The organism is Pseudomonas sp. H3_A02, from assembly GCF_054671965.1.
Map to the genome: position 1 here is coordinate 529,451 of NZ_CP162807.1, position 18,880 is coordinate 548,330.

Annotated in this window: 13 protein-coding genes; all 13 read right to left on the bottom strand. The window is 62.1% G+C overall.

From position 1 onward, the window contains the following. Nucleotides 1-154: 154 nt before the first annotated feature. The gene (locus AB4N80_RS02230; RefSeq protein WP_122567295.1) at nt 155-1,048 is read right to left on the bottom strand and encodes a transglutaminase family protein; all 894 of its coding nucleotides are present in this window, start codon (nt 1,046-1,048) and stop codon (nt 155-157) included. Next, nucleotides 1,048-3,534 (bottom strand): circularly permuted type 2 ATP-grasp protein, encoded by a 2,487-nt coding sequence (locus tag AB4N80_RS02235; RefSeq protein WP_122567296.1) that lies wholly within the window; start codon nt 3,532-3,534, stop codon nt 1,048-1,050. The genes AB4N80_RS02230 and AB4N80_RS02235 overlap by 1 nt, the downstream gene beginning before the upstream one ends. A 207-nt stretch (nt 3,535-3,741) precedes the next feature. Further along, nucleotides 3,742-7,035, bottom strand: a complete 3,294-nt coding sequence (locus AB4N80_RS02240; RefSeq protein ID WP_305491612.1) for a transglutaminase family protein — start codon at nt 7,033-7,035, stop codon at nt 3,742-3,744. A 165-nt stretch (nt 7,036-7,200) separates the two neighbouring features. After that, entirely contained in the window at nt 7,201-7,662 is a 462-nt protein-coding gene (locus AB4N80_RS02245) for a hypothetical protein (RefSeq protein ID WP_122567298.1), read from the bottom strand. Beyond that, the gene (locus AB4N80_RS02250) at nt 7,659-8,585 is read right to left on the bottom strand and encodes an NAD synthetase (protein ID WP_122567299.1); all 927 of its coding nucleotides are present in this window, start codon (nt 8,583-8,585) and stop codon (nt 7,659-7,661) included. Before AB4N80_RS02250 ends, AB4N80_RS02245 begins: the two co-directional genes overlap by 4 nt. A 315-nt stretch (nt 8,586-8,900) precedes the next feature. Continuing rightward, nucleotides 8,901-11,201, bottom strand: coding sequence for a YgiQ family radical SAM protein (locus tag AB4N80_RS02255; RefSeq protein ID WP_058546535.1), 2,301 nt, complete (start codon nt 11,199-11,201; stop codon nt 8,901-8,903). Between the two features lie 250 nt (nt 11,202-11,451). Then, nucleotides 11,452-12,849: a replicative DNA helicase gene (dnaB, locus tag AB4N80_RS02260; RefSeq protein WP_027911801.1), complete on the bottom strand. Its 1,398-nt coding sequence runs from the start codon at nt 12,847-12,849 to the stop codon at nt 11,452-11,454. 117 nt (nt 12,850-12,966) lie between these two features. Continuing rightward, nucleotides 12,967-13,413 carry a 50S ribosomal protein L9 gene (rplI, locus tag AB4N80_RS02265; protein WP_003186385.1) on the bottom strand — a complete coding sequence of 149 codons (447 nt, stop codon included), beginning with the start codon at nt 13,411-13,413 and terminating at the stop codon, nt 12,967-12,969. Nucleotides 13,414-13,431: 18 nt separating this feature from the next. Continuing rightward, nucleotides 13,432-14,322: a YybS family protein gene (locus AB4N80_RS02270; protein WP_122567300.1), complete on the bottom strand. Its 891-nt coding sequence runs from the start codon at nt 14,320-14,322 to the stop codon at nt 13,432-13,434. Nucleotides 14,323-14,358: 36 nt separating this feature from the next. Beyond that, nucleotides 14,359-14,589, bottom strand: coding sequence for a 30S ribosomal protein S18 (gene rpsR, locus AB4N80_RS02275; protein ID WP_002551829.1), 231 nt, complete (start codon nt 14,587-14,589; stop codon nt 14,359-14,361). 28 nt (nt 14,590-14,617) lie between these two features. After that, nucleotides 14,618-15,046: a 30S ribosomal protein S6 gene (gene rpsF / locus AB4N80_RS02280; RefSeq protein ID WP_003186395.1), complete on the bottom strand. Its 429-nt coding sequence runs from the start codon at nt 15,044-15,046 to the stop codon at nt 14,618-14,620. Nucleotides 15,047-15,354: 308 nt separating this feature from the next. Continuing rightward, nucleotides 15,355-16,113, bottom strand: a complete 759-nt coding sequence (gene rlmB, locus AB4N80_RS02285; protein ID WP_122567301.1) for a 23S rRNA (guanosine(2251)-2'-O)-methyltransferase RlmB — start codon at nt 16,111-16,113, stop codon at nt 15,355-15,357. Next, nucleotides 16,110-18,746, bottom strand: a complete 2,637-nt coding sequence (rnr, locus tag AB4N80_RS02290; protein ID WP_122567302.1) for a ribonuclease R — start codon at nt 18,744-18,746, stop codon at nt 16,110-16,112. The genes rlmB and rnr overlap by 4 nt, the downstream gene beginning before the upstream one ends. Nucleotides 18,747-18,880 lie beyond the last annotated feature (134 nt).

Consider the following 18,880-nt stretch of genomic DNA (forward strand, 5'->3'; position numbering starts at 1 on the left):
ATCCATAAGACACACAACCTGTGGGAGCCTAACCCTGTGGGAGCCGAGCTTGCTCGCGATGAGGGCGACACGGTTCAACTGCAAAACCGCGTCATCGTTCATCGCGAGCAAGCTCGGCTCCCACAGGCTCGCTTCCACATTTTTCACACAGCGTTCATGATTCCAACGGCATCACCGTCACCCGCACTTCAGGATCATGGGCACCGCCGCCCAGGATCACCCCGCGCAACGGTGACACATCGGAAAAATCCCGGCCCCAGGCCAGGGTGATGTGTTCCAGGGCCGGCTGGACATTGTTGGTCGGGTCGAAGTCCACCCATCCCAACACCGGGCAATACACCGAGACCCAGGCGTGGGACGCATCGGCGCCAATCAGCCGTGGTTGGCCGGGCGGCGGCTGGGTCAGCAGGTAGCCGCTGACGTAACGCGCCGCCAGGCCGCGAGAGCGCACGCAAGCCAGCATCAGGTGGGCAAAGTCCTGGCACACGCCCCGTCGCCGCTCCAGCACCTCTACCAGCGGCGTCGCCACCTGGGTCGCCTCGGCATCGAAGGTGAATTCCTCGAAGATCTTCTCCATCAGCGCTCGGACACCGACCATCAACGGTCGCCCCGGCGGGAAGCAGCTTTCGGAAAACTCGACGAAGCTGCGCTTGAGGTGCACATACGGTGACTCGAAACGGTAGCGGCACGCCTCCAGCAATGGCGCCGCCAGTGGCCGGCCACTGTAGGTCAGCGCGTTGCAGGTCGACTCCCAGGCCGGGGACAGGCTGAAATCCAGCTCGGGGCGGGCCAGCACCTCGACGCTCAGGCGGGCATTGACCAGCAACTCGTCATGGGGTCGCTCAAAGGCCAGGCGGGTCAGTGGGTTGCCGAACACATCCTGTTCATCGCGGCGGGTCGTCGGTTCCGGGCTGATCAACAGTTGCTGTTCGGTGCAACGCTGCCAGTCACAGGCCCGTGGCCACAGATGAGCGAGCTGCTGGGCCAGGGACACCGGGCTGTCGTAGTGGTAATGGGTGTCGTGGAGGATCTGGTAACGAGCGTTCATCAGACGGACACCGTGCGTTGGCTGACGTCATCGACGTGGGCGAAATGACGCAAGGCCAGGCGATCGGACACCTGGCCGCTGGCGTCAGCCACTTCCTGCAACAGGTCGGCCAGCCCATCGAGTGCCGCGCGCAGGCTGGCCTCACCGAACAAGGGGTTTTCCAGGCAACGCAGGTCAAAGCGTGACAGGCGCACGACCAGCTCCGGCAAGGCGGTTTCCTTGGGCGCGGCAAAATCATCGTTCAAGCGCTTGAGGGTGCGGGCCACCAGCTTCAATTGGAAGAGCACCGCGTGGGGGTTCTGTTCATCCAGCAGCAGCAAGTCCAGCACCGGGATCAACTGGGCCACCGCCAAATAGCGCGAGCGGTAGGTGATGCTGCTATTGCCCAGTTCAAGCAACCACTCCAGCCCGGCCTGATCGAACACCGCGTCGCTGCGCAGGAACGCCGCCAGGCTGCTGCTGAGAAATTGCAGGCGCTCCAGGCGCCGACCGATCATCAAAAAGCGCCAGCCTTCATCGCGGGTCATGTCGTCCAAGGCGAATCCGGACAACGCCGCCAGGGACATCACCAGCCGATTGAGGAAATCCAACAACTCGCCGAAATCCGCTTCCTCGGTTTCCAGCTCCATGGCTTCGCGCTGCAATTCCACCAGCGCCTGCCAGTTCTCCCGGGACAGCTTGCCGCGCACCTGCGAGGCGGCCCATTGCAAGCGCTGCAGGTTGGAACGCAGGCTGAACGACCAGTCGTCCCCCAGCAGTGCCGCCAGCAAACGCTCGGGCAACTCGCCCTCTTCGGGCAGCAGCATCAGGCTTTCGCCCAAGGCCACCGCCGACTGCAAGGCCAGTGGATCATCGCCATCGACATAACGCGCCAGCATGATCCGCAGCAACCGCGCGCTGCCATCGCAACGCTCGCAGTAGCGGCCGAACCAGAACAGGTTTTCCACCACCCGCGACGGCAGGTATGGATCACGTCGAACCAGATCATGGACCCCCACGGTTCGCTGGGCCTTCCATTGTTCACTGCCGGGCGCCTGCTCCCCCAGCACCCAGGTGTCCTTGCTGGCGCCACCGCGCTGCATCGACACCACTTCGGCGTCGGCCTCGGCGGCCACGCGGGTCAGGCCACCCGGCAACACCCGATAATCATCCTTGCCGGACACGGCATACATGCGCATACCGATTGCCCGCGGCTGGATTTGCCCATCCTCGGCCTGCCAGACCGGTGCCTGGGACAGTTGCGCCAGTTCCTGGGCGACATAGGCATAGGGCCGTGCCTGCATGCGCGCCGCCAGTTGCCCGCGCTGCGCCTCGCTCAGGTCGCGACCGAACACCGGGCTGAAACTCTGGGACGGAAACGCCGGCTTGATCAACAACTGCGGCAGTTTTTCCAGGGCCTGGGCCAGCACTGGCGGCTCACCGCACCACCAGGTGGCGATGGACGGCAGCAGCAGTTCTTCGCCGAACAGGTACTGGTTGATCTTCGGCAGGAACCCCAGCAGGCCCGGCGACTCCAGCACGCCACTGCCCAAGGCATTGGCCACCAGCACCCGGCCCTGGCGCACCGCTTCGAGCAACCCCGGCACGCCGAGGGCCGAATCGGTGCGCAACTCCAGAGGATCGCAGAAATCGTCGTCGAGCCGGCGCATGATGGCGTGGACCCGGCGCAGGCCGCTGAGGGTCTTGAGGTAGACCGTGGCATCGCGAACGGTCAGGTCGCCGCCTTCCACCAGCGGATAGCCCAACTGGCGCGCCAGGTAAAGGTGTTCGAAATAGCTTTCGTTGAACCGCCCCGGCGTCAACAGCACCACCAGCGGCGACTCACCGTCGCTGGGAGCCTGTCGCGCCAGGGTTTCCTGCAAGGTGCGGAAAAATCCGGACAGGTGCCGAACCTTGAGGTCGCGATACAAATCGGGAAAGGCGCGGGAAACGATCATGCGATTTTCCAGCGCGTACCCGGCCCCCGAAGGCGCCTGGGTCCGGTCCGCCGTGACCCACCAGCGGCCATCGGGCGTGCGCGCCAGATCCACCGCATACAAGTGCAGGAAACTGCCGTCCGGCGGCGCGATGCCCTGGCAGGGCCAGAGGAAATTGTTGTGCCCGAACACCAGCTCCGCCGGCAACAGCCCTTCGCTGACCAGTCGCTGCGGCCCGTACAGGTCGGCCAGCACCGCATTGAGCAGCCGCGCACGCTGGGCGATCCCGGCTGACAGATGCTTCCATTCCTGCGGGTCGATCACATGGGGCAGCAGGTCCAGTTCCCACGGCCGGTCGGCGCCTTTCGGATCGGCGTAGACGTTGTAGGTCACGCCGTTTTCCTGGATCTGCCGGGCCAGCAGGGCCTGGCGCTGGAGCAATTGGGCCGGCGTGCTGCGCTGCAACTGGTCGAACAGCCGCCGCCAGTGCGTACGTACCGCACCGCTGTCGTCCAGCAATTCGTGATAGGTGCCCGTCGTCAGCGGGTAACGGTCAAGCAGGTCAGGCATGGAAAGCTCGGCAGACAGCAATGAAAGGTGAGACTAGCGCAAGCGCATGACGCCCGGATAGGTGTGTTTGTGTTGGATCCGGCCTGGGTTTTCAGACTGCAATCATCGTGGCGAGGGAGCTTGCTCCCGCTCGGTTGCGCAGCGACCGCGAAATCTTGGGGCCGCTGCGCAGCCCAGCGGGAGCAAGCTCCCTCGCCACGGGGTTATTTATTCTTTTGAGGCACCCTGAAAACGTCGCAGATCCAGCGTGAGGGGAAACTCGTCATCCACTGCCAGGCTGGGTATCGGCAGTTTCCCCGGCGTGTGCCCGAGGCGGAAGAAGCGCGCCATGCGCCGGCTCTCGGCCTCGTTGGCATTCACCGGCAGGCTGTCATAGTTGCGCCCGCCCGGATGGGCCACGTGATACTGGCAACCGCCCACGGAACGTTGCATCCAGGTGTCGAGCAAGTCGAAGACCAGCGGCGCATGCACCGGGATGGTCGGTTGCAGGCAGTTGGCCGGTTGCCAGGCGCGGAAACGCACGCCGGCAACGAATTCGCCGACCCGCCCCGTCGGTTGCAACGGCACCGGCACGCCATTGCAGGTCAGCAGGTAGCGTTGCGGCGCCAGGCCGCTGAGCTTGACCTGCAAGCGCTCCAGGGAGGAATCCACATAACGCACCGTGCCGCCCACCGCGCCCTCCTCCCCCAGCACATGCCAAGGCTCGAGGGCTTGGCGCAATTGCAGCTCGATACCACTGACCGCGTAGTCACCCACCTTGGGAAAACGAAACTCCAGGTGCGCGGCGAACCACTCGGCCCGCAGAGGATAGCCGGCGGCGTTCAGCTCATGGATGACGTCAGCAAAATCCTGCTCGATAAAGTGCGGCAACAGGAAACGGTCATGCAGTTCAGTACCCCAGCGCGCCAATTTCGCCGGCGCATAGGGCTCACGCCAGAACCGCGCCACCAGCGCCCGCAGCAGTAATTGCTGGGCCAGGCTCATGCGGGCGTGGGGCGGCATCTCGAAGGCACGCAACTCCAACAGGCCGAGACGCCCGGTGGCGCCGTCCGGCGAATAGAGCTTGTCGATGCAGAATTCGGCGCGGTGCGTATTGCCGGTCACGTCGATCAGCAGGTTGCGCAGCAAGCGGTCGACCAACCACGGCGGACATTCCTCGCCCGGCTGCGGCATTTGCGCGAATGCGATTTCCAGCTCGTACAACGCGTCGTTGCGCGCCTCGTCCACGCGGGGCGCCTGGGAGGTCGGGCCGATGAACAACCCGGAAAACAGGTAGGACAACGACGGGTGGTTATGCCAGTAACTGATCAGGCTGCGCAGCAGGTCGGGACGTCGCAGGAACGGCGAGTCGGCCGGCGTCGCGCCACCCAGGACGAAATGGTTGCCGCCGCCCGTGCCGGTGTGGCGGCCATCGATCATGAATTTCTCGGTGGTCAGTCGGGTCTGGCGCGCTTCCTCGTATAAAAATTCAGTGCGCTCGACCAATTCATCCCAGGTCGCCGAGGGTTGTACATTGACCTCGATCACACCGGGGTCGGGGGTGATGCGGAAATTGCTCAGGCGCGGGTCGCTCGGCGGCTCGTAGCCTTCCAACAGCACCGGACAGTGCAGTTCCTCAGCGGTGGCCTCAATGGCGCTGACCAGCTCCAGATAATCCTCGACCCGCTCCAACGGCGGCATGAACAGATAGAGCCGGCCTTCGCGGGCCTCGGCACAAAAGGCGGTGCGGGTCAGCCAGTCGGCGGATTTGTCGATCTCCGGGACACGCTCCGGCTCGGCGGCCGGCTCGCCGTGACGCGCCAGTTGCTCGGTGCCGGGCAGCTCGGGCAAGTCCTGGTTCGGGTCGGTGGGGTGGATGAACGGGTACTCGGCCGCAGTAACCCAAGGCTGGGACGCCAGCGGCAAGCGATAACCCAGGGGCGAATCCCCCGGCACCAGGCGGCAGTGACTGTCGCGCAGGTACCAGCGACCGCTTTGCCATTGATCGCCCTTGGCGGTGCGAGCCAATGGCAGGACCTGGCCGATGACCTTGTCCAGGCCCTGGCTGAAGACCTTGCGCAACCGCGCACGCTCCAAGGCGTCCTCCAGGCGTGGGTCCTCGGCCGTGACGTTGGAAGGCAATGCTCCTTCGCGCCAGAGGTAATAGAAGTTGTCTTCGTAGGCCGGAAACACGAACCGCGTAGGAATCTTCAAACGCTCGGCGACACTCGCCAGGAAGCGTCCGGCCAGTTCGCCATCAGCGCCGTAATCGTCCTGCTCGTCAGCGATCAACGCACTGTTGTGCCAGATCGGCACTCCGTCGCGCCGCCAATAGCAGTTGAGCGACCAGCGCGGCAGTTGCTCGCCGGGGTACCACTTGCCCTGGCCGAAATGCACCAGCCCATTGGGCGCATAGTGATTGCGCATGCGCTGGAACAGCTCGGCGGAGAGTCGGCGCTTGTCCGGCCCCAGTGCCGCGGTGTTCCACTCGGCGCCGTCCGGGTCATCGATGGAGACAAAGGTTGGTTCGCCGCCCATGGTCAGGCGCACATCGCCCTCCAGCAGGTCGGCATCGATCTGCCGTCCCAGGGCCTGGATCGCCAGCCATTGCGCGTCGGTGTAAGGCTTGGTCACCCGCGGCGCTTCCCAGACCCGCTCGACGGACATTTCGTGGCTGAACTCACACTCGCAAGGCTCCACCAAGCCACTGATCGGTGCCGCCGAGGATGGATCGGGACTACAGGCCAATGGGATGTGGCCTTCACCGGCGAACAACCCGGAGGTCGCATCCAGGCCGATCCAGCCGGCACCGGGCAGGTAGACCTCGCACCAGGCATGCAAGTCAGTGAAATCGACGTCGGTGCCGGACGGGCCATCGAGGCTCTTCACGTCGGCGGTCAGTTGGATCAGGTAACCGGAGACAAACCGCGCGGCCAGACCAAGGTTGCGCAACAACTGCACCAACAACCAGGCTGAGTCGCGGCACGAGCCGGACGCGTGCTCAAGGGTATGCTCCGGGGTCTGCACGCCGGGTTCCATGCGAATCAGGTAGTTGATGTCTTCGCTCAGACGCTGGTTGAGCGCCACCAGGAAATCCACCGCTGGCAACGGCGTGCGGTCGATGCCGTCCAGATAGGCCTGGAACCTCGGCGTCAGTGGCAGGGTTTCCAGGTAAGGCGCCAGTTCCTTGCGTTCGTCAGTCGCGTAGGCGAAGGGAATCTTCTCGGCGTAGGGCTCGAGAAAGAAGTCGAACGGATTGAACACCGCCATTTCCGCCAGCAGATCGACTTCGATCCGCAGCTCCCGGGTTTTCTCGGGAAACACCAACCGCGCCAGGTAATTGCCCTGGGGATCCTGCTGCCAGTTGATGAAATGCTGCTCCGGCGAAACCTTCAGCGCATAGGAAAGAATCCGCGTGCGGCTGTGGGCCGCCGGGCGCAGGCGAACGATCTGCGGTCCGAGTTCGACGGCGCGGTCGTAGCGGTAATGCGTGACGTGATGCAATGCGACATGGATCGACACGACGTGCCTCCTGCGAGCCTGGGCGGTATCGAAAGCGGCGCAAGACTTATGCCATGCAGGCAGGCCGGACACTTTCTTTGTCTACTCAAGCCAGTAGAGCACTAAAAACGCGCGATGCCCGTATTCATCTGTAAAGGAATGCACATAAATGCGGCGCGAATCGACTCAGCGACGCGGGCGCGAGGCCTTGGCGGCCTGGATGATCAGCGCGCGTTGGCGGCGGATGTCGACGAGTTTGCTGCGCATTTCCCGGTGGCGCTTGCTGTTGAGCAGTAACAGCCCCAGCAGCGGCAACAGCACCGCGAAGAGATACACGCCCTGATGCGGTCGATACGCGAACGTCGGCAGCACCGCCGCCAGACAGGCCAGGAAATACCCCGCCACCCACCAGACCGCCCAGGCGCGCCCGCGAGCGATCAAGAGGTTGCCCAGGACCAGGACGAGCACCAAGGCCAAGGTGCCGAGCCCGACATAGTCGGTCCTGGCTGACGGCTCCAGGGCACGCCAATACGTGGCCCCGGCCAACACAAGCAGCGTGGACCCGGAAAAGCAGCCCAGCAGGATCGTCCCCATGAACACCGGGAAATAGCGGGCGAGAAAGGCCTTCAGCGATCCGCCACCGATCATTCCGTGAACTCCTCATACAGGCCGACGGCAACGGTCTTCACGGCGCCCTCGCCGGTATAACTGCCAATGATCCCCAGCGCGCCCCCAAGGGAGTCCTTTATTTGCGTCAGCGTCGCGTGCCTGATTTCAGCTGAAGAGTAACGTTTGGGCAGGGCCCCCGCGCGTTGCTGCAGCTTGAGTAACTTGGCGGTCAGGCTCGGGTCCTTCAGCGTCAACAGCTCCTTGGTCAGTTTGCTGCGCTCTTGCCGATTCAGGCCCTTGAGCAACTGATACCAACTCTTTCCCGTGCCGGCCGCTTTGTTGGCCTTGAGCAGCCGAACAGTCGTCAGGGCCGAGCCACCGACCCCCACCAGGGAAACCCCGTCAAGGATCGGCGACACAATGTTGTACCAGTCGGCGTCGTTCATCTCATCGTTGCCGGTCGGATTGGTCAGCTCATTGGCCACCCGCATCCCGCCAATGACGCATTGCGCGGTGCTGGCCGTCGCGGCAGCGGCGCCCAGGGCAACGACAAAGGCACTTGCCCCTGCCGTAAAGGGCACCGCGACGCTGCCGCTGAACACCACCACCCAACCAATCACCGCGGCGACACAGGACAAGCCGGCGTTGGTTGCTTCAAGCCCGAGCTTGGACTCGCGGGGGCTGCTTTTGACCTGATCGATGAACTGCTGCGGCGCGATGTATTTTTTCGCCTCGCGCAGAATGATGCGCTTGGGCGCGATGCTGCAAATCGGCTTGAACTCGCGCAGGGTCACGACGTTGTATTCGGAATCGACATACACCACACCCGCCCCGGCGATGCCAGGATCGGCGTCAATAGCAGCAAACAGGCGCGGCAGGTTGATCTGGCTTTCGATGCGTTTGCGGGCCATGAACTGGGAGAAGCTCAGGTCCATGCCGATGCCCGTTGTAGCGCTGCTCATATGAATCGTCCTTGAGAATCGGAAAGTGAGACTTTTATCTACACTGAACCCTGTGGCGAGGGGATTTATCCCCGCTGGGTTGCGAAGCAGCCCTAAAAAGCTGCCACCTCGGTGGTTCAGGCTAATTGTGGCGAGCCTTTTTTGGGGCTGCTGCGCAGCCCAGCGGGGATAAATCCCCTCGCCACAATGGGGCGGCCGACCTGACAGATACAGAAGCTGAATATGGCGGTCGCCACGATAACAAACGGCGAGCACCGTCGCTAGAAAGCAAAACGCCAGCACTTAAGGCTGGCGTTTTACGTTGTCGCTCAAGGATCAGCGTGGCACGACAGGCTTGCGCGCCGGTTTCGGTCCCTTGCCCTTGGCGGCGTCCTTGCGTTCCTTGGCGGCCTGCTGGTTGCGGGCGAATGCCGCGGCCTTGGCCTGCTCGCGCTTGTCCCACGGATTGCCGCCGTCGCTGGCCCGCGGTGGCAGGCCGGTGTGCTGGGTCAGAATCTTGGTGGTTTCCTTGCCCACTTTATGGCTGCCGGCTGGCGTCGAGTTCTTGCGTCGGGCGCTCTGGTAGCTGTCGGTGGCCGGCTGGTGCAACGGAATCAACTGGTTCTTGCCCGGCCCGATCAGGTCGGCGCGGCCCATGCGGGTCAACGCTTCGCGCAGCATCGGCCAGCCCTTGGGGTCGTGATACCGCAGGAAGGCCTTGTGCAGGCGGCGTTGCTCCTCGCTCTTGACGATGGTCACCGCATCGCTCTTGTAGGTGACCTTGCGCAGCGGGTTCTTGCCCGAGTGGTACATGGCCGTGGCGGTGGCCATCGGCGACGGATAGAACGCCTGCACCTGGTCGGCCCGAAAACCGTTGCCCTTGAGCCACAGTGCCAGGTTCATCATGTCTTCGTCGGTGGTGCCCGGGTGGGCCGCGATGAAGTACGGAATCAGGTACTGCTCTTTCCCGGCTTCCTTGGTGTACTTCTCGAACATCCGCTTGAATTTGTCATAGCTGCCGATGCCCGGCTTCATCATCTGGTTGAGCGGGCCTTCCTCGGTGTGCTCCGGAGCGATCTTCAGGTAACCGCCCACGTGGTGGGTCACCAGCTCCTTGACGTATTCCGGTGACTCGACCGCCAGGTCGTAACGCAGACCAGAGGCAATCAGGATCTTTTTCACCCCAGGCAAGGCCCGGGCGCTGCGGTACAGCTGGATCAGCGAAGAATGGTCGGTGTTCAGGTTCGGGCAGATGCCGGGGAACACGCAGGACGGCTTGCGGCACGCGGATTCGATTTCCGGGCTCTTGCAGGCAATGCGATACATGTTCGCGGTCGGGCCGCCGAGGTCGGAAATGACCCCGGTGAAGCCCGGGACCTTGTCGCGGATCTCTTCGATCTCGCGGATGATCGACTCTTCGGAACGGTTCTGGATGATCCGGCCTTCGTGCTCGGTGATCGAGCAGAAGGTGCAGCCACCAAAGCAGCCGCGCATGATGTTCACCGAGAAACGGATCATCTCGTAGGCTGGAATTTTCTCCTTGCCGTACGCCGGATGGGGAACACGTGCGTAAGGCATGCCGAACACGTAGTCCATTTCCTCGGTGGTCATCGGAATGGGCGGCGGGTTGAACCAGACGTCGACTTCGCCGTGCTTCTGAACCAGGGCGCGGGCGTTGCCCGGGTTGGTTTCCAAGTGCAACACGCGGTTGGCGTGGGCGTAAAGCACCGCATCGCCACGGACCTTTTCCACCGAGGGCAGGCGAATCACGGTCTTGTCGCGGGTCATTTTCGGGCTCGCCAGGATCTGCACGACCTTGGCTTCGCTCGGATCCTCAACCGGACCTTTTTCCTGCTCGATGGCACAAGCAGCGGTGTCCTGGGTATTCACGTACGGGTTGATGATCTTGTCGATCTTGCCCGGACGGTCGATGCGCGTGGAGTCGACTTCGTACCAGCCCTGCGGTGTGTCACGACGGATAAAGGCGGTGCCGCGTACGTCGGTGATGTCTTCGATCTTGTGGCCGTAGGACAGGCGCTGGGCGACTTCGACAATCGCCCGCTCGGCGTTGCCGTAGAGCAGGATGTCGGCGCAGGCGTCGATCAGGATCGAGTTGCGCACCCGGTCCTGCCAGTAATCGTAATGGGCGATGCGGCGCAGGGAGGCTTCGATGCCGCCGAGCACGATCGGTACGTGCTTGTAGGCTTCCTTGCAGCGCTGGCTGTAGACCAGGCTCGCACGGTCCGGCCGCTTGCCCGCCATGCCGCCCGGGGTGTAGGCGTCATCGGAGCGAATTTTCTTGTCAGCGGTGTAGCGGTTGATCATCGAGTCCATGTTGCCGGCCGCGACGCCGAAAAACAGGTTGGGCTCGCCGAGCTTCATGAAGTCGTCTTTGGACTGCCAGTTCGGCTGGGCAATGATCCCGACACGAAAGCCCTGGGCTTCCAGCAAACGGCCGATGATCGCCATGCCGAACGACGGGTGATCGACGTAGGCATCACCGGTCACGATGATGATGTCGCACGAATCCCAGCCGAGCTGATCCATCTCCTCCCTGCTCATGGGCAGGAACGGCGCCGGACCGAAACATTCGGCCCAGTACTTGGGATAGTCAAATAACGGCTTGGCTGCTTGCATGTCGATGACCGGTATAAAGGATGAAAAATCGCGGGCGCGGAATATAGCACAAATTTTGACCAATTCCGACGGCTATGGTCGGAAATCGGCGGCGCACCGCATATCAAATGTGGGAGCGAGCTTGCTCGCGAAGGGGCCAGCCCATTCAATGCATGTGCTGACAGTTGCACCGCTATCGCGAGCAAGCTCGCTCCCACAGGAGAAGTGCAATCTTCTGGAAAAGGGCCCGCCTCAATAGATGCCGAACAGGTTACTCGTCATCATCAAAATTGTAGCTACCCGGCGCCAGGTTCTCGAATCGGGTGTATTTACCGATGAACGCCAGGCGAATGAAACCGATCGGGCCGTTCCGCTGCTTGCCGATGATGATTTCGGCGATGCCCTTGTGTTCCGTCTCGGGGTGGTACACCTCGTCACGGTACACGAACATGATGACGTCGGCGTCCTGCTCGATCGCTCCGGATTCCCGCAAGTCGGAGTTCACCGGACGCTTGTTGGGGCGCTGCTCCAGGGAACGGTTCAACTGGGAAAGCGCCACCACCGGGCAGTTGAATTCCTTGGCCAGGGCCTTGAGGGAACGGGAGATTTCGGAAATCTCGTTGGTCCGGTTGTCGCCGCTGGAACCGGGAATCTGCATCAACTGCAGGTAGTCGATCATGATCAGCGCGATATCGCCGTGCTCACGCACCAGGCGACGGGTTCGGGCGCGCATTTCCGACGGACTGATACCCGCCGTGTCATCGATGAACAGCTTGCGGTCGTTGAGCAGGTTGACCGCCGAGGTGAGGCGCGGCCAGTCGTCGTCTTCCAGCTGGCCGGAACGGACCTTGGTCTGGTCGATACGCCCCAGGGACGAGAGCATACGCATGATCAGCGATTCGCCTGGCATCTCGAGGGAGTACACCAGCACGGCCTTGTCGCTGCGCAGCACGGCGTTTTCCACCAGGTTCATCGCAAAGGTGGTCTTACCCATGGACGGACGGCCGGCGACGATGATCAGGTCGGACGGCTGCAGGCCGCTGGTCTTCTCGTCGAGGTCGGTGTAGCCGGTGGACAGGCCGGTGATGGCGTTGTCGGTGTTGAACAAGGTGTCGATGCGGTCGATGGCCTTGGTCAACAGGTCGTTGACGCTCACCGGGCCGCCGGTTTTCGGCCGGGCCTCGGCGATCTGGAAGATTTGCCGTTCGGCTTCGTCAAGGATCTCGGCGGCGGTGCGGCCTTCCGGGTTGAAGGCGCTGTCGGCGATCTCGGTGCTGATGCCAATCAACTGGCGCAAGGTTGCCCGCTCGCGGACGATCTGGGCATAGGCCTTGATGTTGGCGACCGACGGCGTGTTTTTCGCCAGCTCGCCCAGGTAACCGAGGCCGCCGACCTGTGACGTCTGCCCTTCCTTGTCCAGTTGCTCGGCCAGGGTGACGACGTCGATCGGCATGTTCTGATCGGCCAGACGGGCGATCGCACGAAAAATCAGGCGGTGGTCATGCCGGTAGAAATCGCCGTCGGAGACTTGATCGAGCACGCGTTCCCAGGCGTTGTTGTCCAGCATCAGGCCACCGAGTACGGCCTGTTCGGCCTCGATGGAATGCGGAGGCACCTTCAGGGCAGCGGTTTGCAGATCATATTGCTCGGGAGCGGTGATTTCGTTCATGGCCACGTCTGGTTATGAAATTCAGCAATTGCAGAAAGACAAAGGGCACGACCTGTAAACAGGATCGTGCCCGATGTTACCGGCAAGCACCCGAGGGTGCCAGCCGACAGGTGTTGCTTAGGCTGCTACCACGACAACGCGTACGGTGGCTTCAACTTCGGCGTGCAGGTGCACGGCTACGTCGAATTCGCCTACGTTGCGGATGGTGCCGTTCGGCAGACGAACTTCGCTTTTCGCCACTTCAACGCCGGAGGCGGTCAGTGCGTCAGCGATGTCGTGAGTACCGATCGAACCGAACAGCTTGCCTTCGTCGCCAGCGGTGGCAGTGATGGTCACTTCCAGCTCGGCCAGTTGGGCAGCACGGCTTTCAGCCGATGCCTTACGGTCTGCGGCGGCTTTTTCCAGCTCAGCGCGACGCTCTTCGAACGCAGCCAGGTTGGCAGCGGTCGCAGCGGTGGCTTTGCCGAAAGGCAGCAGGTAGTTACGACCGTAGCCGGCCTTAACGTTTACTTTGTCGCCCAGGTTGCCCAGGTTGGCGATTTTTTCCAGAAGGATCAGTTGCATGTGAAAATCCTCTAACTTTTAACCTTCACCGTTCGCGTTGTCGGCGTCTTTCGGCGCCATACGACCGCGAAAATCAATCAGGCTGTCGACGATGGCCAAGACCACGAGCAACGGACCGAGCAAGTGCATGAAAGGCAACAACGTCACGTATATCCCCACCAGCCAGAACGTGGCCAGTCGCTTCTGCGCCACCAGCCCATGAATCAGGGCCAGGCCGGCGAAGACCAGCGGTACACTGCACAGCGGCAACAGGATCAGTGCATGCAGCCCGAAAAACGGAGCCACACACATGACGGCCAGCAGTGACAGCGCCACGCTCTTGGGGAATCGGATGGCGCGAAACTCGCGACCGAAACCACCGGGGTTATACAACGACGCCTGCCAATAGCGCCCAAGAATCAGGCACAGCACGCTAAAGATCTGCAGCGAAGACGCTATCGAAATGATCATCAGCGGAGCGCTCAGGGCGGTGAGAAACGCCTTCTGGTCTGCCGAGAATGTCTCGTAGACCTCACCCATCGCCAGCGGCAGGACGTGTTCGAACGTCTGCGCCAGTGACTCGATGAAGGAACTGAAGACAGTTCCCAGGCTCACCGCACACAACAACCCCACGGCCACGCTGCACAGCAGCACGCGGTTCCAGGTATGACCGGCGCGCAAAACCAACGCCAGGCCACCAGCCCCGAGCAACACCAGGAGTGTTGTCGGGTCCTTCAGGAAGTACCAGCTCACCAACGCTGATAGCAACCCGATACCCAGGACGCTCAAGGCGTCCGAACCGCGCCGCAGGAGCACAAGGCACCCAGCGGCGGCACTCAACCAGAACAACAGCGGCAATGCCGCGGATCCGGCCACAACCAGCGTGGCCTGCACACGTCCCCGCATGATGAAGTCAGCTAAGGCGCGCATGCATTCAATCCCTTACTACTCGTCGACTGCCCGGTCTCAGCGGCCGTGGCTGTCGGTGTAGGCCAGCAGGGCCAGGAAGCGGGCGCGCTTGATAGCGGTGGCCAGCTGACGCTGATAACGAGCTTTGGTACCGGTGATACGGCTTGGAACGATTTTGCCGGTCTCGGATACGTAGGCTTTCAGAGTGTTGAGATCTTTGTAATCGATCTCTTTCACGTCTTCAGCGGTGAAGCGGCAGAATTTACGACGACGGAAGAAACGTGCCATGTGATTGGCTCCTTAAAAGGTCCGTGGATTACTCGTCAGCGTTATCGCTGTTGTCGCTGTCGCTATCGCTGTCATCGCCATCGGCGCTGTCAGAGTGCTCAGGACGGTCGCGACGCTCACGGCGCTCACTGCGGTTTTCTTCAGCCTTGAGCATCTCGGATTGGCCGGTGACGGCTTCTTCGCGACGGATGACCAGGTTACGGATCACTGCATCGTTGTAGCGGAAGTTGTCTTCCAGCTCGGCCAGGGCCTTGCCAGTGCACTCAACGTTCAGCATCACGTAGTGAGCCTTGTGAACATTGTTGATTGCGTAGGCCAGTTGACGACGGCCCCAATCTTCCAGACGGTGGATTTTGCCGCCGTCTTCTTCGATCAGCTTGGTGTAACGCTCAACCATGCCGCCGACTTGCTCGCTTTGATCCGGGTGGACCAAAAAGATGATTTCGTAATGACGCATGAATGCTCCTTACGGGTTGTAGCCTGCCGCTCAAAAACGGTCAGACAAGGAGTGAATGACACTTATGGACTTGTGGACGCTAGACACATAAGTGCCTGCCATCACAGCAAGGGGCGCAATTGTAGAGAAGGGCCGAGGGCGGCGCAAGGCAATTGGCGATTATTTGAACAACCGCCAATCCCTGCTCCTCACACAAAACCAATGTGGGAGCGAGCTTGCTCGCGATAGCGGCATGCCAGTCGACATTGCTGTCACTGATACACCGTCATCGCGAGCAAGCCCGCTCCCACAATGGATTTGCGTCTGGATCAGGGCTTTTTGGCGACAGCCTTGACGCTGCGCTGGCGCAGCGCTTCGAACAGGCACACACCGGTGGCCACCGAGACGTTGAGGCTGCTGACGCTGCCAGCCATCGGCAGCTTGACCAGATAGTCGCAATGCTCGCGGGTCAGGCGGCGCATGCCCTTGCCTTCGGCGCCCATGATCAGGATCGTCGGGCCCGTCAGGTCCTGGTCATAGATGCTGACCTCGGCCTCGCCCGCCGTGCCGACCACCCACAGGCCACGCTGCTGGAGTTTTTCCAGGGTGCGCGCCAGGTTGGTCACCGCCACCAACGGGATCACTTCAGCCGCGCCGCAAGCGACTTTACGCACCACCGGCGTCAACGTCGCCGACTTGTCTTTAGGCACGATGACCGCCAACGCACCGGCGGCGTCCGCCGAACGCAGACAGGCGCCCAGGTTATGCGGGTCGGTGACGCCGTCCAGCACCAACAACAGGGGGGCGCCTTCGGTGCGATCGAGCAGTTCGTCGAGCATCGCCTCGCCCCAGACCTGGCTCGGGCTGACTTCGGCCACGACGCCCTGGTGAACGCCTTCGACCCACACATCCATTTCACGACGCTCGGCCTGGCCGATGGCAACCTTGTTTTGGGTGGCCAGCTCGACCAGCGCTTGCACACGCGGCTCGCTGCGACCTTCCGCCAACCACACTTGCTTGACACGTTTGGGGTGGTGACGCAGCAGTGCTTCTACGGCGTGCACGCCGTAGATTTTTTCCAGACTCATGACTTGGCCTTAGGTTTGCGCGACCCGCCGCTTTTCGCGGGGGCCGAACCCGCTTTTGGCGGGCCTTTACGGTGTTTGCTTGGCTTGCTCGACGGCTTTTCCGCCCCGTGGGACTTTCCCCCAGACGCCGCTTTACCACCGCTTTTGGCTTCGTTGAGCAACTGCTGCTTCAACTCGCGGCTCTTGCGCAGTTCGGCGTTCTTCGCCGCTGCGTCGCTGGGGCGGTAGGCCTCGGGCGCCTTGTCCTTGACAGACGAACGGCGACCGGCCTTGGCTGGCTCAGGCTCTGCGGTTTTGGCAGGAGCACCTTTACCTCTACCTTTGGTCGCAGGCGCTGCGGTCTCGCTGCCACGCTTTTTACGACCAGTCGGTGCCTCAGCGGGTTTGTCGGACATGCCGAAGTCGATCTTGCGCTCATCGAGGTCGACGCGCATGACCTGCACTTCCACGGTGTCGCCCAGACGGAAGCTGCGACCGGTGCGCTCTCCCGCCAGGCGGTGATGCACAGGATCAAAGTGGTAGTAATCACCCGGCAAGGCGGTGACGTGCACCAAGCCCTCGACGTAGATGTCGGTCAGTTCGACAAACAAACCAAAGCCGGTCACCGCCGTGATCACGCCTGGGAACGACTCGCCCACGCGGTCTTTCATGAACTCGCACTTGAGCCAGTTCACCACGTCGCGGGTGGCTTCGTCGGCGCGGCGTTCGCTCATGGAGCACTGTTCGCCCAACTGTTCCAGGGCCGCTTCGTCGTACGGATAGATCCGCGCCTTCGGAATGGTCATGGCACCGGCGCGCTTGACGTGCGGGGTGTTCTGCTTGGAATGGATCACGCTGCGGATCGCGCGGTGCGTGAGCAAGTCCGGGTAACGGCGGATCGGCGAGGTAAAGTGGGTGTACGCCTCGTAATTCAGGCCGAAGTGGCCCTGGTTGTCGGCGCTGTACACCGCCTGACTCAGGGAGCGCAACATCACCGTCTGGATCACATGGTAATCCGGGCGGTCCTTGATGCTGGCCAGCAGTGCCTGGTAGTCCTTCGGCGTCGGGCCGTCCTTGCCTTTGTGCAGGGACAGGCCGAGCTCGCCGAGGAAGGCGCGCAGTTTTTCCAGACGCTCCGGCGGCGGGCCGTCGTGCACGCGGTACAACGCAGGAATCTCGTGCTTCTTGAGGAATTCCGCAGTGGCCACGTTGGCCGCCAGCATGCACTCCTCGATCAGCTTGTGCGCATCGTTACGGGTCGTCGGGGTGATTGCGGCGATCTTGCGCTCGGAACCGAAGACAATCCGGGTTTCCTGGGTCTCAAAATCGATCGCGCCACGCACGTGACGGGCCCCCAGCAACACCTTGTACAGCGCGTACAGCTGCTTGAGATGCGGTACCACGCCAGCGTATTCGGTACGCAGCGCCTTGGCTTCACTGGTCTTCGGCGTTTCCAGGATGGTGCTGACCTTGTTGTAGGTCAGGCGCGCCTGGGAGTGGATCACCGCTTCGTAGAACTGGTAGTCGGTCATTTCGCCGGTTTTGGAGATGGTCATCTCGCACACCATGGCCAAACGGTCGACTTTCGGGTTCAGCGAGCACAGGCCGTTGGACAGCTGCTCAGGCAGCATCGGGATCACGCGCTCAGGGAAATACACGGAGTTGCCGCGCACCTGGGCTTCGTTATCCAGGGCCGAACCGATCTTCACGTAGCTGGACACGTCGGCAATCGCGACGAACAACTTCCAACCGCCGGAGAACAGGCGCAGCTTGCCGGGCTTGGCTTCGCAGTAGACCGCATCGTCGAAGTCGCGGGCATCTTCGCCGTCGATGGTGACGAACGGCAGATGGCGCAGGTCGATGCGTTTTTCTTTATCTTTCTCTTCGACTTCCGGCTTGAGCTTGGCGGCTTCCTTGAGCACAGCCTCGGGCCAGACGTGAGGAATGTCGTAGGTGCGCAGCGCAACGTCGATTTCCATGCCCGGCGCCATGTAGTTGCCGACCACTTCAACGATATCGCCCTGTGGCTGGAAGCGCGCTGTAGGCCAGTGGGTGATTTTCACCTCGACGAACTGACCCACCTTGGCGGCGCCATTACGGCCCGGGGTAATCAGCACTTCCTGCTGAACCTTCGGGTTATCCGGCACAACAAAACCGATACCGCCTTCTTCGAAGTAACGGCCGACGATGCTTTCATGGGCACGGGACACCACTTCGACGATCACGCCTTCGCGACGACCACGACGGTCCAGGCCGGACACACGGGCCAGGGCCCGGTCGCCGTCGAACACCAGGCGCATTTGCGCCGGGCTCATGAACAGGTCGTCGCTGCCGTCGTCCGGGATCAGGAAGCCGAAGCCATCACGGTGACCGGCGATGCGGCCCAGGATCAGGTCGAGCTTGTCCACTGGCGCATAGGTGCCGCGTCGGGTGTAGATCAGTTGAGCGTCGCGCTCCATGGCGCGCAGACGGCGGCGCAGGGCTTCGAGTTGGTCCTCGGTGGTCAGACCGAACTCTTCGACCAACTGCTCGCGGCTAGCAGGCGAACCCCGATCGGCGAGATGCGCCAGGATCAGTTCACGGCTAGGAATAGGGTTTTCATATTTTTCCGCTTCACGAGCGGCCTCGGGATCGAGGGACTGCCAATCGGCCATTAGAGAGTTTTCACCTTGTCTATATGCGGGTTAGTTTGGCATAGGCTTAATGAAACGGGAAATTTCAAGCATCCGATAGCGTTTTCAGGGTCATTTGACCTGCCTTCGAAGCACTCGGAAAGCACCGCTCGTGA

Coding starts and splice junctions, on each gene's coding strand:
- AB4N80_RS02230 (WP_122567295.1), bottom strand. CDS start 1,048: ATGAACGCTCGTTACCAGATCCTCCACGACACCCATTACCACTACGAC.
- rnr (WP_122567302.1), bottom strand. CDS start 18,746: ATGGCCGATTGGCAGTCCCTCGATCCCGAGGCCGCTCGTGAAGCGGAA.
- rpsF (WP_003186395.1), bottom strand. CDS start 15,046: ATGCGTCATTACGAAATCATCTTTTTGGTCCACCCGGATCAAAGCGAG.
- rpsR (WP_002551829.1), bottom strand. CDS start 14,589: ATGGCACGTTTCTTCCGTCGTCGTAAATTCTGCCGCTTCACCGCTGAA.
- AB4N80_RS02245 (WP_122567298.1), bottom strand. CDS start 7,662: ATGATCGGTGGCGGATCGCTGAAGGCCTTTCTCGCCCGCTATTTCCCG.
- AB4N80_RS02270 (WP_122567300.1), bottom strand. CDS start 14,322: ATGCGCGCCTTAGCTGACTTCATCATGCGGGGACGTGTGCAGGCCACG.
- dnaB (WP_027911801.1), bottom strand. CDS start 12,849: ATGAACGAAATCACCGCTCCCGAGCAATATGATCTGCAAACCGCTGCC.
- AB4N80_RS02235 (WP_122567296.1), bottom strand. CDS start 3,534: ATGCCTGACCTGCTTGACCGTTACCCGCTGACGACGGGCACCTATCAC.
- AB4N80_RS02250 (WP_122567299.1), bottom strand. CDS start 8,585: ATGAGCAGCGCTACAACGGGCATCGGCATGGACCTGAGCTTCTCCCAG.
- rplI (WP_003186385.1), bottom strand. CDS start 13,413: ATGCAACTGATCCTTCTGGAAAAAATCGCCAACCTGGGCAACCTGGGC.
- rlmB (WP_122567301.1), bottom strand. CDS start 16,113: ATGAGTCTGGAAAAAATCTACGGCGTGCACGCCGTAGAAGCACTGCTG.
- AB4N80_RS02255 (WP_058546535.1), bottom strand. CDS start 11,201: ATGCAAGCAGCCAAGCCGTTATTTGACTATCCCAAGTACTGGGCCGAA.